Raw genomic sequence first — 14,057 nt, forward strand, 5'->3', positions numbered from 1 at the left:
AAATAGAAAAACCCCTTTCCACAAAGAAAGAGGTTTGAAGTTTATCTTCTCCCCTCTTATCTGCCAGAAAGTTTACTTTCTGCTGGAATTAGCACCGTGCCTTTTGGCGTCATAAACGCCCCATTTCACAATGGTATTACGGTCGGTTGCTGGGCTTCATCGGGCCAAATCCCTCCACCTGCTCTTGATAAGAGTTTTATAATTTTTAGAATTTTTAACTTTATGATGAAGACTATACCAAGAATAAAAATCACTTGTCAACATTTTATTTGTATAATTCTGGACGACGATCTGCAAAAACCGGAATTCCTTTACGTACCTCTTTAATTTTCTCGAATTTAAGTTCTCCAAATAAAATTGATTCCTCTTCATTTGCCTCTACCACAACTTCACCCCAAGGATCCACAATTAGAGAATGACCTGCAAACTCATTATTCGGATCCTTTCCTGCTCTATTGCACGCAACAACATAACACTGATTTTCAACTGCTCTCGCCTGTAAAAGCAAACGCCAATGTGCTAAACGTACTAATGGCCATTCTGCTACAACAAATAAAACTTTTGCACCTTTAGCAGTATGAACGCGCATCCACTCTGGAAAACGAATATCATAACAAATTGTACCAGCACACTCTACATCATCTAACTTAAATTCACCTGTTTCATTACCAGCAACTAAATATTTATGTTCATCCATCAGCTGAAATAAATGTACTTTACTATATTCATTGACTAGATTCCCTTCATTGTTTACAACATACATTGTATTTGTAACCCCTTGCTCTGTTTGCTTTGCTATGGAACCACCAACAATATGTACACCATATTGCTTCGACCATTCTTTCAACTTTTCTTTCGTTTCTAATCCATCCGTATCTGCAATTTCAGAAAGTCTCGTTAAATCATATCCTGTTGTCCATAGTTCTGGTAAGACGATAACATCTGGTCTTTCTTTCATCGCTTCACTTATTTTTTTTTTAGCGTTCTCAATATTTTTTTCTACATCTCCAAAGACAATATCCATTTGAATACATGCGACTTTCATTTTTTCAGCCCCATTCTCATTTTTTTCTTTACAAAATACTGGAAAGATTATATCATTTGTCACTAGAATTGTAACAACTTTCAAAAGAGGTGGAAAGTATGAAATTATTTCAACCTTCTGAGATAGTAACATCATTGCCAACACAATTTTTCGCTTCACTTGTTGCAAAAGTTAACAAAGTCGTTGCAGCTGGTCACGATGTTATTAATCTAGGTCAAGGTAATCCAGATCAACCAACACCGCAGCATATCGTTAAAGCTTTACAAGATGCTGCTGAAAAGACCATTCATCATAAATATCCGCCATTTCGCGGACACGAAAGCTTAAAAGAAGCCGTGGCAACATTCTATCAACGTGAATATGATGTAGTAGTAAATCCAAAAACTGAAGTTGCTATTTTGTTTGGCGGAAAGGCTGGATTAGTAGAATTACCAGTTTGTTTTACAAACCCTGGTGATACTATTCTCGTTCCAGATCCAGGCTATCCAGATTATTTATCAGGAGTTGCTTTAGCAAAAGCACAATTTGAAACAATGCCGCTTATTGCAGAAAATAATTTTTTACCGGATTATACAAAAATTGATGACCCTGTTGCGGAGCGAGCAAAGTTAATGTTTTTAAACTATCCAAATAACCCTACCGGTGCTACTGCATCAAAAGATTTTTTTGATGCAACCATTCATTTTGCTAATAAACATAATATATTAGTTGTTCACGATTTTGCTTACGGTGCTATCGGATTCGATGGTCAAAAGCCTGTTAGTTTCTTGCAAGCAGACGGCGCTAAAGATACAGGTATTGAGATTTACACTTTATCGAAAACTTTCAATATGGCTGGATGGCGTATTGCTTTTGCAGTAGGAAATGAAAGTGTCATCGAAACTATTAACCTATTGCAAGATCATATGTATGTTAGTATTTTTGGTGCAGTTCAAGATGCTGCACGCGAAGCACTATTAGGCTCGCAGTCTTGTGTGGTAGATCTTGTTAATAGTTATGAATCTCGGAGAAATGCTCTTATTTCAGCTTGTCACTCAATTGGTTGGAAAGTAAACATTCCAACAGGATCATTCTTTGCATGGCTTCCTGTTCCAAAAGGATATACATCTGAGCAATTTTCTGACATTTTACTAGAAAAAGCACACGTTGCAGTTGCTCCTGGTGTTGGATTTGGTAAGCACGGCGAAGGGTATGTTCGTGTTGGTCTCTTGCATACAGAAGATAGATTACGAGAAGCAATTAATCGAATTGATAAATTAAATTTTTTCAAAAAGTCATTGACAACATAAAAAATATCTGACAAAATTCAGTTATCTTAAAAATTTAAACATTTCTAAATACTTCTTATCAAGAGCAGGTGGAGGGACGAGCCCGACGAAACCCGGCAACCGATCTACAATTGTAGACACGGTGCTAATTCTCGCAGCATTATGCTGACAGATAAGGAGCTGGTTGTAAAAAAACCTCTCCTTAGCTGAGAGGTTTTTTTATTTAACTAGGAGGGTATAACAATGAGCGGAATTATAGCGACGTATTTAATCCATGATGATTCACATAACTTAGAAAAAAGGGCCGAGCAAATTGCACTCGGTTTAACAATTGGCTCTTGGACTCATTTGCCACACTTATTGCAAGAGCAACTAAAACAGCATAAAGGTAACGTCATCCATGTTGAGGAATTAGCTGAACAAGAACATACCAATTTGTATTTACGTAAAAAAGTAAAGCGCGGGATTATTAAAATCGAATATCCGTTATTAAACTTCAGTCCAGATTTACCAGCGATTTTAACAACTACATTCGGAAAGCTATCACTTGATGGCGAAGTGAAATTAATTGACTTAACATTTTCAGACGACTTAAAACAGTATTTCCCTGGTCCAAAATTCGGGATAGATGGTATTCGAAATCTTTTACAAGTGCATGATCGTCCCCTTTTAATGAGTATTTTTAAAGGCATGATTGGACGAAATATTGGGTATTTGAAAACGCAATTACGCGATCAAGCAAGTGGTGGTGTAGATATAGTAAAAGATGATGAAATATTATTTGAGAATACATTAACACCACTTACGAAACGCATTGTATCTGGAAAAGAAGTTTTACAATCAGTATATGAAACATACGGACATAAAACGTTATATGCCGTAAATTTAACAGGACGAACTTTTGATTTAAAAGAAAATGCGAAACGCGCAGTGCAAGCTGGGGCTGATATTCTATTATTTAACGTATTTGCTTACGGACTAGATGTACTACAATCACTTGCAGAAGATGATGAAATCCCAGTTCCCATTATGGCACACCCTGCTGTAAGTGGTGCTTATTCCGCATCGAAGTTATATGGAATCTCGTCTCCATTGTTACTTGGAAAGCTACTTCGCTATGCTGGGGCTGACTTTTCATTATTCCCATCTCCATACGGAAGTGTTGCGTTAGAAAAAGAAGAAGCTCTCAACATTTCAAAACATTTAACTGAAGACGATGCATTTTTCAAGAAAAGTTTTGCTGTTCCATCTGCTGGTATTCACCCTGGTTTCGTTCCCTTTATTCTACGAGATTTTGGCAAAGGTGTTGTTATTAATGCTGGCGGTGGGATACACGGACATCCGAATGGGGCGCAGGGCGGTGGTAAAGCTTTCCGTACTGCAATTGATGCTAATTTACAAAATAAACCACTCCATGAGGTAGATGAAGTGAATTTACATAGCGCATTACAAATATGGGGAAATCCCTCACATGAGGTGAAATTATGAGTATTCAAGTGTTTTGTGATTTCGATGGCACGATTACGAATAATGATAACATTATGTCCATTATGGAAAAGTTCGCACCACCAGAAGCAGAGGAAATAAAGCAAAAAATTTTATCTCAAGAACTTTCTATTCAAGAAGGTGTTTCTCAATTATTCCGATTAATACCTATTAATCTACACGATGATATTATTCAGTATTTACAAGAAACTGCTGAAATCCGTACAGGTTTTCATGAATTCATACAATTTATTAATGAAAATAACATTTCTTTTTATGTTATATCAGGTGGAATGGATTTCTTCGTCTATCCACTCTTACAAGGAATCATTCCAAAAGAGCAAATTTACTGTAATGCAACTGACTTTTCAGGAGAATTTGTTGAAGTTAAATGGCCGCACCCTTGTGACGAGCAATGTCAGCATAGTTGCGGTCTCTGTAAATCGTCATTAATTCGTAAACTAAGCTCTAAAGATGATTTTCATATTGTGATAGGAGATTCCATTACTGATTTACAAGCAGCAAAACAAGCAGATAAAGTATTCGCCCGTGACTTCCTTATTACAAAATGTGAAGAAAATCATATTGCTTATACATCCTTTAACACATTTCACGATATTCAAGTCGAATTACAACATTTGTTGGAGGTGAAATCATGAAACAACTTTTTCGTCAATGGTATGACTTAAGTGAAATAAAAAAAGAATTAACAACTCGGAATTGGTTTCCAGCAACGAGTGGAAATATTTCTATAAAAGTCAGTCATGATCCACTTACTTTTCTTATTACAGCAAGTGGTAAAGATAAAACAAAAACTACTCCAGATGATTTTTTATTAGTAGATCATCTAGGGGTTCCCGTATTAGAGACTGAATTACGCCCTTCAGCAGAAACAATATTGCATACACATATTTATAACAATACGAATGCCGGGTGCGTACTTCATGTTCATACAACTGATAATAATGTCATCACAAATTTATATAGTGATGCAGTCACACTTCAAAATCAAGAAATTATTAAAGCTCTCGATATTTGGGAAGAAGGTGCAACGATTAACATTCCTATTATCGAAAATGATGCCCATATCCCAACACTTGGAGAAAACTTCCGAAAGCATATACAAGGAGATTCGGGAGCAGTATTAATCCGTAACCATGGTATTACCGTATGGGGCCGAGATAGCTTTGATGCAAAGAAAAGATTAGAAGCTTATGAGTTTTTATTCCAATTTCATATAAAACTATTATCAATTCAAGGAGGCGTTTCTAATGGCGCAAATTCGTATTCATGAAGTAAATACTCGTATCGAAAATGAAGTGGAAGTATCTAAATTTCTACAAGAGGAAGGCGTTTTATATGAGAAATGGAACATCTCTAAGCTTCCTACTCATTTAAATGAAAATTATTCGTTAGCAGATGAAAACAAGGCTGAAATATTAGCTGTGTTTTCAAAAGAAATCGCTGATGTTTCAGCACGCCGAGGTTATAAAGCTCATGATGTAATTTCACTTTCAAATGGCACACCTAACCTTGACGAATTATTAATTAATTTCCAAAAAGAACACCATCATACTGACGATGAAGTTCGCTTTATTGTCAGCGGTCATGGCATCTTCGCTATTGAAGGAAAAGATGATCGATTCTTTGACGTTGAACTTGAGCCTGGTGATCTTATATCTGTACCTGAAAATGCAAGACATTATTTTACCTTACAAGATGATCGCCAAGTTGTAGCTATTCGTATTTTTGTTACAACAGAAGGTTGGGTTCCAATTTATTAAGGTAGCTAGTTGAATAAAAGATTGGAACCCCTTTTCCAATCTTTTATTCACTCTACATATATACATCCTCCTATGGAACAGGCTTATTTCATAACATTGAAGTAAGCCTGATTTTTTATTTACTAAAATAATTTGTCCCTTTCGTTTATTCAAATCAAATATCTCAAATCACACTTCCATTTTATCAAGTATATTTCGGAACACTTTTTGAACATTTATTGAACTTTTTTGAATTTTTTCTGAAAATTCTGTTTTGTGTATGATATACTACAACTAATAAGAAGGAAAAGAATATTGCAAGCAGAGGGGGATAATCATGAGTTTACTTATCGCACTTATACTAGGGGTTTCATGCGGAGCTATTCCTGTTATTTTAGGAGCTATTATGGAAGAATTAGAAGTTGGTGTTTTAGGTTTTGTCGCATCTTGTGTAAGCGCTTTATTTTTCGGTTTGTACGGTGCTATTCCTATTTCTATCCTGTGCGCATTTTATATAGTACGCCATGCTCGTGCGAAACAGTTTGGTCCTAATCACATTGCACAAGTTATTCCATTCCCAATTGAACGATGCCGCCGAGCTTCCAGCCTATAAATTATCCAGCTTAAATATTATGCCTGCCTAAATAAATAAAAAGTCCTCAAATGAGGACTTTTTATTTATTTTCTTCTAGAAATTGAAACAATTCTTGCAAATGAAGTGCATCTTCACTGTAGCTAACGGATACATGACATGTCCCTTCAATCTCAGCATGCATATAAAGGACAATTCCATCTCGATCATATTTCAATGCCAAATAAAACTCCATTTCCTCTAACATCTTTTTCGAGCTTCGGATAACATAATGTCCTTTCTCATCTCTTCCATATTCAAAATCTGGTCCAAAATCGTATTTTTGTTTAAAAGCTTCTTTTTGCTTATCATTAATCTGTACACAAGTTGCTCGCTGCACAGCATCAATCATCTCGTCAAACTTTTGGAGATCCATTCCATTTACCCCCTTATATACTTTTTGTATAATACTTGTGTTCCGCTATTCTCTTTTCCATCTGCGATTAGCTCTTCATACAATTCCTTCGCTAAGGTTAAACCCGGTACTGGTAATTGTAATTTTTCAGCTTCATCTAAAGCAATCTTCATATCTTTCATAAAATGCTTTACATAAAAGCCAGGTTCAAAATCTCCTTTTAACATTCGAGGAGCTAAATTACTTAATGACCAGCTACCTGCTGCTCCTGTCGAAATACTCTCTAATACTTTATCTGCATTAAGTCCAGCCTTTTTCGCATATGCTACCGCTTCACATACTCCTATCATGTTAGAAGCAATTGCTATTTGATTGCACATTTTTGTATGTTGTCCACTCCCAGCAGGGCCTTGCAACTGAATATTTGTTCCTAGTTTTTCAAATAGAGGTAAGCAAATATCATATATTCTGTTCTCTCCACCGACCATAATTGCTAGTCTTGCTTCTTTAGCCCCAATGTCCCCGCCAGATACTGGTGCATCTAATGTATATATATTCTTGCTTTTCGCAACTTCATTAATACGTTTTGCCAATGTTGGTGTAGATGTTGTAAAGTCAATTGCTATCGTACCTTCATTTGCATGTTCTAAAATTCCATCTACCCCAAAGTACACTTCTTCTACATCATGAGGATAACCAACCATCGTCATAACAACATCAACTTGCTTTACTAACGCTTTCGGTGTATCACACCAAGTCGCACCCTCTTGCACTAAAGAATCCGCTTTTTCTTTCGTTCTATTATATACATATACTTTATAACCACTTTGCATTAAATGGTTAACCATACTTTTTCCCATTACACCAATACCAATGAAACCTATTGATAAATTTTTATTTTCCATCTTCTCATCCCCTTTGTTCTAATAAATCATTTACCATCTTTCGGAACTCTTTATTAAAATCATCATCCATACTATTTTTCACATTTGAAAATAAAATAACAAAAGTTCCTTTTTCTTTATTAAAATTATTGAAAGTGTTCCAACCAGATAGTACACCATGGTTATGGAAATAATCTGGATATATGTAAAAGCTAAATGCATATTTTCTTTCTTGTGAAGGTGTAAACATCGCTTGTATACTTTGTTCAGAAAGAAGCTTTCCATTTATAATCGCTTCATCTAATTTTTTCATATCCCCTACTGTCGTATACATCTCACCCGATCCATATAACCAGTCCATCCCTAATTTTTGTGCTGGTACAAGATCTTGGTCTTTCTTCACATAACCCTTCGTGAAGTTTTTATCTCCAGGCACCATATTTCCCATACCTGATTCATGCATCTCGGCCTTTGTAAATATATTTTCTTTTACATAGTCTCCTAAAGGCTTTTTCGTTATATTTTCTATAATATAAGCGAGCACCATATAATTATAATCCGTATACTTCCAACCTGTTCCTGGTGGAAACTCTAATTTTTGACTTCCAATCCAAGTTACTAAATTTATACGTGAAGCTACATTAACCTTCCCTTTCCCATTTTCCGGTAAACCAGATGTATGCGTTAATAAGTGATATAACGTGATGTGTTTATCTGCTGGAAATGAAGGAATGTATTTATTTACATTATCTTGGATATTTAACTTCCCTTGTTCTTGTAACTGTAGAATGGATGTAGCAACAACTGTTTTCGTAATAGAACCGATACGATATTTTGTTTGAGGCGTATTTTCTATTTTATTTTGAACATCAGCATATCCATATCCTTTATTCAATATAACATGCTCTTTATCTGTCACCAAAACTGTCCCATTAAATTGCTTTCCTACTAAATACTGATCTAACTTTTGAGATATACTAGCATAATCAATTTTTTGTACTTCTTCTATATTATCCTGTACCTCTGACTCAATAGCAGGAGTTACCTTTGTTGTTAATACTGCTTGTTCCTTTGAATCGGGACTATAGAGAAAATAGTATACTCCGCCGCAAACTACAACAGACAGTGAAGCCATAACCATTATTTTTTTTATCATATTGTTCCTCCGTAATTACTTCATGTGAACTACCCACCACTTAGTCTCTCTTGCGAGCTTACTTGAAGTGGGGGCTTCTCGGTTAAAATGGTCCCCCATATTCTATTATCAAGTAATAAAAAAAAATCGCAACAATTTGTTGCGAAAAATCACATTTTTTCTTTTCTATATATACATACTTGATTTTTCCCATTTTTTTTCGCTTCATATAACGCAATATCCGCTCTTTGCATTAACTCTTCTCTTGTAATCCCTTGCTCATATAACGCAACTCCAAAACTCGCTGTTAATTTCGAAATTCCAGAGAAATGCTTTGTTTCAATGAAAAATCGCAATGATTCCGCAACTTGAAACGCTTCTTTTTCTACCGTATTTGTCACTAATATTATAAATTCCTCTCCTCCCCATCTTGCAAATACATGTTGATCTTCAACTTTAGATTTCATAAGATCTGCAAGTTGTACTAATGCTAAATCGCCAAAATCATGACCATATGTGTCATTTACTGATTTAAAATTATCTATATCAAACAAAATAAGTGCAACTTTTTCATCATTACGTAATACATTCTCCCACTCTGTCTCCAATATTTGTTGGAATTTCAAGCGATTATATATTTCTGTCAATGAATCTATCATAGCCAATCTTTCTTGCTCTTGATAGATTTCATCTAATTCTGTAATCTCTGTGCATTTTACTATAAATCGTGATAAGTCTTCTGGTAATGGTGTCGCACGTAATAGAAAAGTAAATGCTTCTCCTTCATAATTGTACATTTTAATTCTTCTTCCATTTGATAAAGTATCATCCAGCCATGTTATATCGTGAGTCGTCGAATAATATCCGTTCTCTCTAATAAGATGTTCTGCAAACACTAAATGTTGTTCACGATACGTAAATAAATTATCATGTCCGAAGAATTGTAAAAAATTCGTATTACAATCAACAATCTCATCATCTTCTACTATAAATAATAAATCATTTTGAAAATCAAACATCGTTTGAAGCAATTCTTGTTGTAAACCTACTTGCCGCACTAAAGTAAGTTGATATAAACTCTTATTCACTTCCTCTAGTACCACTTGTGGAGTTACTGGTGCTATAACAATATTACGTATTCCTAACAGTAGTAAATCTGCAAACTCATTGTTTATCTGTTGATCCCAAATGATAATGAATGTACTCCGTGAATCATATATATTCTTTATATATTTTATTTGAGCAAAATCTGTTACATACATAATTACAATATGTGGTCTAGTTCTATGAAACAATATTTCTCCTTCTTCAAAACTATTTGCTATAAACATACATTTTGGATGGACGTTTTCTATCGTTTGTTGATGTGTACATCCATCTTCTATATAAAGGACATTCAACTGAAGATCTTGTAATACATTTTGGAAAACAGTATTCTCTAATAAAAAATGTAGTATGTTCATCACTAGTCTTCACTCACTTCATATATCTTGTTCTACTGAATTCCTCACAATCATTTTATAAAGAATTGTGAGGAACTCATATTAACAAGCTAATTGAGAATGTTATCTTCGCTTATCTGCTCTGGAAATTCCTTTTTTAGTGTATGATTATATGAATTGTATCGTTTGTATGAATGCCCTGCCTTACTATTTAAAACTTGACAATTAAAATAAAGGTATTATATTCTTAAATTCAATAAATTACAAAATGTAAGTAGAGTATATTACATTTATTTTATATTAAGTTGATATGTAATTTGGAGGATATATAATGACAAACAATGACTTTTTTAACGTTTTATATGAACGCACATCTACACGTGCATTCAACCCTGAAAAAGAAATTTCATCTACAGAGTTACATGAAATTTTAAAAGCAGCTGCGCAAGCACCTTCTGCTTGGAACTTGCAACACTGGAAATTCCTTGTTTTCCAAGGCGAAGATGTACAAAAACGATTACACCCAATTGCCTATAACCAACAACAAATTCTTGATGCTTCTGCCGTAGTCGCTATTTTAGGTGATTTAGAAGCTTACAAAAATGTTGAACCTGTTTACGGTCCAATTGTAGAACAAGGATTTATGAATGAAGAAGCAAAAGAGCGCTTAGCTAAAAACATTGAATCTGCATATACTCGGGAGCAATACCCACGAGATGCTGCCTTTTCAAATGCTGCTTTAGCAGCAATGCAACTTATGCTTGCTGCTAAAGCAACTGGCTGGGATACTTGCGCTATTGGTGGCTTCAACCCACAAGCATTAATGGAAGAATTCAATGTTTCATCTCGTTACGTACCAATTATGCTTATTACAATTGGTGAATCAACTTTAAAAGGTCACCCTGCACCGCGCATGAGCGTAGAACAAGTGAGTGAATGGGCAAAATAATAAAAAAACGAAGGTAATTTCATTACCTTCGTTTTTTTATATTCTGTCACACATCCGTAATATTACAATGTATTATGCGACATCTATACATAGAAAAATCGTAATTTTCATGCTATCCCCATAAACAAATATGACGTTTTGTGTCGAAATTTGTTAAAGTATCGGAATATAACCGTGTATTTTTGTTACAATTGTGATACAATGATAACAAATAGATAACAAGAGAGGGATTTTCATTGAGTTCATACGGAAGCTTTATCGCACTTTTAAGTTACATAGTAACTGTACTACTGCTATATTTTATTGGCGATGCTGCAAACATATCAGTGTTACAATTCCCTAAAGAAGAAGCGTTACAATTAGAAGCAGAAAAACATACTGCACGATCCATTGCACCACTACTCTTAGCTCTTCCTGTATATATCATCGTTTTATATAAAAGTAAAAAAGTGTAAAGGCTACCTATTTCATTCATTTCGGTGGTCTTTACATTTTTTTGTGACATTTCCCCTATTTTAAACATCATTCCATACTAAATACCCATCTAGTCATTTAAAATGAGAAAATCCCCTAGAAAAATTTCCATTATCTGTCCAGTCACCGACTGCCGAACTTACATAGATTATAAGTGTGAAGGGGGTGATGAGGATTATGTTTGGATCATTTGGATGCTGTGATAACTTTAGAGAATGTCATCATCGTGAAAGAGAGTGTGACCATCGCGACCATCGCGAGAAAGAGAGAGAAGAAGTTAGACCACACCGACCTGCTGTATGTAACGTACTTGCTACTATTTCAGTTGGAACAGAAATTTCTCTTTTAAGCATTAGAGGCCATCAATCATTCCGCAATGTAATTTTTGAAGGATTCTGTAACGGTGTTGCTCTTTTCTCTGCTTTAGCTCGTAATAATAACGACAAAGATAATAATAATAATAAAGACGATAAGAACAATCAAAATCAAAATACTTTTACTGGCATTTTACGTGTATGCCCGACTGATATTATCGCAGTCGCTATCTAATTCTGTTCTTTATCCTCTATAGTAACAAAATAAGATTTACTTTTCTTATAGAAAAAACCTGAGATCGATTTCGAATCGACTCAGGTTTTTTTACTATTATATGCTTTTAACTAATTCAACAACTTCTTCAGCAGTTGACATTGTTAATGCTTTTTCTGCTAATGTTTCCATTTCTGCTTTTGACAACTTGCTTAGTTGTGTTCTTGCAGGAAGAATAGATGTTGCACTCATACTGAACTCATCTAAACCTAAGCCTAATAATAATGGGATAGCAAGTGAATCTCCCGCCATCTCACCACACATACCAGCCCATTTGCCTTCTTTATGAGCAGCATCGATAACCATTTTTACAAGACGTAAAATAGATGGGTTATATGGTTGGTATAAGTAAGCTACACGTTCGTTCATACGGTCTGCAGCCATTGTGTATTGGATTAAGTCATTTGTTCCGATAGAGAAGAAATCAACTTCTTTTGCGAACTGATCTGCTAATACCGCTGAAGCTGGAATTTCAACCATCATACCAACTTCAATAGAATCAGAAACAGTTGTACCCGCTTGAACAAGTCTTTCTTTCTCTTCTAATAAGATTGCTTTCGCTTGACGGAACTCATCAAGAGTTGCAATCATTGGGAACATAATTTTCAAGTTACCGTATACGCTAGCACGAAGTAATGCACGAAGTTGTGTACGGAACACATCTTGCTCATCAAGACATAAGCGAATTGCACGGTATCCTAAGAATGGGTTCATTTCTTTTGGCAAATGTAAGTATGGAAGCTCTTTATCTCCACCGATGTCAAGTGTACGAACAACGACTGGTTGATCTTCTTTTACACCTTCAAGAACTGCTTTATACGCTTCGAACTGCTCTTCTTCTGTTGGAAGATTGTCACGGCCCATGTATAAGAATTCTGTACGGTATAAACCAACACCTTCTCCGCCATTATCGATAATACCTTGTACATCATTTGGTGTTCCGATATTAGCAACAAGCTCAACGTGATGTCCATCACTTGTTACAGTTGCTTGGTCTTTTAATTTTGCCCATACAACTTTTTGCTCTTCAAATTTCGCTTTCTTTTCTTCAAAAGAACGAAGAGTTTCTTCAGATGGGTTTACAATTACTTCTCCATCTAAACCGTCAATGATTACGATATCGCCGTTTTGGATTTTCTCCATAACAACTTTCGTACCAACAACAGCTGGAATTTCCATAGAACGAGCCATAATTGCAGAGTGAGATGTACGTCCACCGATATCAGTTGTGAAACCTTTTGCATACTTACGGTTTAACTGAGCTGTATCAGATGGTGTTAAATCTTCAGCAATGATGATTACTTCTTCAGAAATTGTACCAGGGTTTGAGAAGTTAATTCCTAGTAAATGTGCAAGAACACGTTTTGTTACGTCGCGAATATCCGCAGCACGTTCTTTCATGTATTCGTTATCCATGTTTTCAAACATAGAAATAAACATTGATGCAACTTCATCCATTGCAAATTCAGCATTTACTTTTTCGCCATTTACTTTATCTTTCACTGGATTCACTAATTCTGGATCATTTAATACTAATAAATGTGCTTCAAAGATAGCAGCTTTATCAGCACCTAGCTCAGCAAAAGCATGGTCCTTAATAGCTTCTAGTTCAGATTTTGCTTTCTCAAGCGCAGCGTCTAAGCGTGCAATTTCAGCAGCTTCGTCTGTAATTGATTTCTTTTCAATGTTAAATTCAGGATTCTCAAGTCTGAAAGCCTTTGCAATAGCAATCCCACTTGATGCAGCGATCCCTTGAATGTTAAGAGTCATTATTCTCCTAATCCTTCGTTTTTCATAGTTTCTTCGATAGCTGCTAGTGCTTGAGCTGCATCATCACCATTTGCAGTGACCTTAATTTCCGCGCCTTGTTGAATTCCTAAAGACATAACACCCATGATTGATTTTAAGTTAACGTTTTTTCCGTTATACTCTAAGTTAATGTCAGAACCAAATTTGCTTGCAGTGTTTACAAGTAGAGTTGCTGGACGAGCATGAATTCCTGAGTCGCTAGTTACTTTAAAGATTTTTTCCATGATAA

At 35.3% G+C, this 14,057-nt stretch carries 16 protein-coding genes and 2 riboswitches; of the genes, 9 read left to right on the plus strand and 7 right to left on the minus strand.

Annotated elements, in window-relative coordinates:
• Nucleotides 1-53: 53 nt before the first annotated feature.
• Nucleotides 54-194, minus strand: a riboswitch (SAM riboswitch).
• 71 nt (nt 195-265) lie between these two features.
• Nucleotides 266-1,129, minus strand: coding sequence for a carbon-nitrogen family hydrolase (locus tag MR066_RS10025; RefSeq protein ID WP_002131202.1), 864 nt, complete (start codon nt 1,127-1,129; stop codon nt 266-268).
• Nucleotides 1,130-1,143: 14 nt separating this feature from the next.
• Here MR066_RS10025 and MR066_RS10030 point away from each other — a divergent pair, with 14 nt between their 5' ends.
• The 6 genes from MR066_RS10030 to MR066_RS10055 all read left to right on the plus strand — a co-directional run bounded on the left by MR066_RS10030 (nt 1,144) and on the right by MR066_RS10055 (nt 6,174).
• Nucleotides 1,144-2,334, plus strand: a complete 1,191-nt coding sequence (locus MR066_RS10030) for a pyridoxal phosphate-dependent aminotransferase (protein WP_242246977.1) — start codon at nt 1,144-1,146, stop codon at nt 2,332-2,334.
• 52 nt (nt 2,335-2,386) lie between these two features.
• Nucleotides 2,387-2,492: riboswitch (SAM riboswitch) on the plus strand.
• Nucleotides 2,493-2,556: 64 nt separating this feature from the next.
• Nucleotides 2,557-3,801: a 2,3-diketo-5-methylthiopentyl-1-phosphate enolase gene (mtnW, locus tag MR066_RS10035; protein WP_242246987.1), complete on the plus strand. Its 1,245-nt coding sequence runs from the start codon at nt 2,557-2,559 to the stop codon at nt 3,799-3,801.
• Nucleotides 3,798-4,457, plus strand: coding sequence for a 2-hydroxy-3-keto-5-methylthiopentenyl-1-phosphate phosphatase (locus tag MR066_RS10040; protein WP_242246988.1), 660 nt, complete (start codon nt 3,798-3,800; stop codon nt 4,455-4,457). The genes mtnW and MR066_RS10040 overlap by 4 nt, the downstream gene beginning before the upstream one ends.
• Nucleotides 4,454-5,092, plus strand: a complete 639-nt coding sequence (locus tag MR066_RS10045; RefSeq protein ID WP_242246991.1) for a methylthioribulose 1-phosphate dehydratase — start codon at nt 4,454-4,456, stop codon at nt 5,090-5,092. Before MR066_RS10040 ends, MR066_RS10045 begins: the two co-directional genes overlap by 4 nt.
• Nucleotides 5,070-5,582: a 1,2-dihydroxy-3-keto-5-methylthiopentene dioxygenase gene (locus MR066_RS10050; protein ID WP_242247001.1), complete on the plus strand. Its 513-nt coding sequence runs from the start codon at nt 5,070-5,072 to the stop codon at nt 5,580-5,582. Before MR066_RS10045 ends, MR066_RS10050 begins: the two co-directional genes overlap by 23 nt.
• Before the next feature lie 316 nt (nt 5,583-5,898).
• Nucleotides 5,899-6,174 carry a hypothetical protein gene (locus MR066_RS10055; protein WP_002165122.1) on the plus strand — a complete coding sequence of 92 codons (276 nt, stop codon included), beginning with the start codon at nt 5,899-5,901 and terminating at the stop codon, nt 6,172-6,174.
• A gap of 61 nt (nt 6,175-6,235) precedes the next feature.
• Here the strand turns inward: MR066_RS10055 and MR066_RS10060 are convergent, their stop codons facing one another.
• The 4 genes from MR066_RS10060 to MR066_RS10075 form a co-directional block, all read right to left on the minus strand.
• Complete coding sequence (locus MR066_RS10060) at nt 6,236-6,568, minus strand: DUF3909 family protein (RefSeq protein WP_002014892.1); 333 nt, start codon at nt 6,566-6,568, stop codon at nt 6,236-6,238.
• Nucleotides 6,569-6,573: 5 nt separating this feature from the next.
• On the minus strand, nt 6,574-7,452 hold the full coding sequence (locus MR066_RS10065) for an NAD(P)-dependent oxidoreductase (RefSeq protein WP_078184384.1): 879 nt from the start codon (nt 7,450-7,452) through the stop codon (nt 6,574-6,576).
• Between the two features lie 4 nt (nt 7,453-7,456).
• The gene (locus tag MR066_RS10070; protein ID WP_242247003.1) at nt 7,457-8,587 is read right to left on the minus strand and encodes a serine hydrolase domain-containing protein; all 1,131 of its coding nucleotides are present in this window, start codon (nt 8,585-8,587) and stop codon (nt 7,457-7,459) included.
• A 149-nt stretch (nt 8,588-8,736) separates the two neighbouring features.
• Entirely contained in the window at nt 8,737-10,029 is a 1,293-nt protein-coding gene (locus MR066_RS10075; protein WP_113937149.1) for a GGDEF domain-containing protein, read from the minus strand.
• Between the two features lie 310 nt (nt 10,030-10,339).
• Here MR066_RS10075 and MR066_RS10080 point away from each other — a divergent pair, with 310 nt between their 5' ends.
• The 3 genes from MR066_RS10080 to MR066_RS10090 all read left to right on the plus strand — a co-directional run bounded on the left by MR066_RS10080 (nt 10,340) and on the right by MR066_RS10090 (nt 11,980).
• Complete coding sequence (locus MR066_RS10080; protein WP_002192616.1) at nt 10,340-10,957, plus strand: nitroreductase family protein; 618 nt, start codon at nt 10,340-10,342, stop codon at nt 10,955-10,957.
• 236 nt (nt 10,958-11,193) lie between these two features.
• Nucleotides 11,194-11,412 carry a hypothetical protein gene (locus tag MR066_RS10085; protein WP_002088422.1) on the plus strand — a complete coding sequence of 73 codons (219 nt, stop codon included), beginning with the start codon at nt 11,194-11,196 and terminating at the stop codon, nt 11,410-11,412.
• Nucleotides 11,413-11,608: 196 nt separating this feature from the next.
• Nucleotides 11,609-11,980, plus strand: a complete 372-nt coding sequence (locus tag MR066_RS10090; protein WP_002088426.1) for a DUF3915 domain-containing protein — start codon at nt 11,609-11,611, stop codon at nt 11,978-11,980.
• Nucleotides 11,981-12,076: 96 nt separating this feature from the next.
• Here MR066_RS10090 and ptsP read toward each other — a convergent pair whose 3' ends face one another.
• Together ptsP and ptsH are read right to left on the minus strand one after the other, a co-directional pair.
• Nucleotides 12,077-13,789: a phosphoenolpyruvate--protein phosphotransferase gene (gene ptsP, locus MR066_RS10095; RefSeq protein WP_002066976.1), complete on the minus strand. Its 1,713-nt coding sequence runs from the start codon at nt 13,787-13,789 to the stop codon at nt 12,077-12,079.
• Nucleotides 13,789-14,052: a phosphocarrier protein HPr gene (gene ptsH / locus MR066_RS10100; protein ID WP_002033915.1), complete on the minus strand. Its 264-nt coding sequence runs from the start codon at nt 14,050-14,052 to the stop codon at nt 13,789-13,791. Before ptsH ends, ptsP begins: the two co-directional genes overlap by 1 nt.
• Between the last annotated feature and the right edge of the window lie 5 nt (nt 14,053-14,057).

The sequence above is a fragment of the Bacillus cereus group sp. BfR-BA-01523 genome, assembly GCF_022662615.1.
Classification (GTDB): domain Bacteria; phylum Bacillota; class Bacilli; order Bacillales; family Bacillaceae_G; genus Bacillus_A; species Bacillus_A mycoides.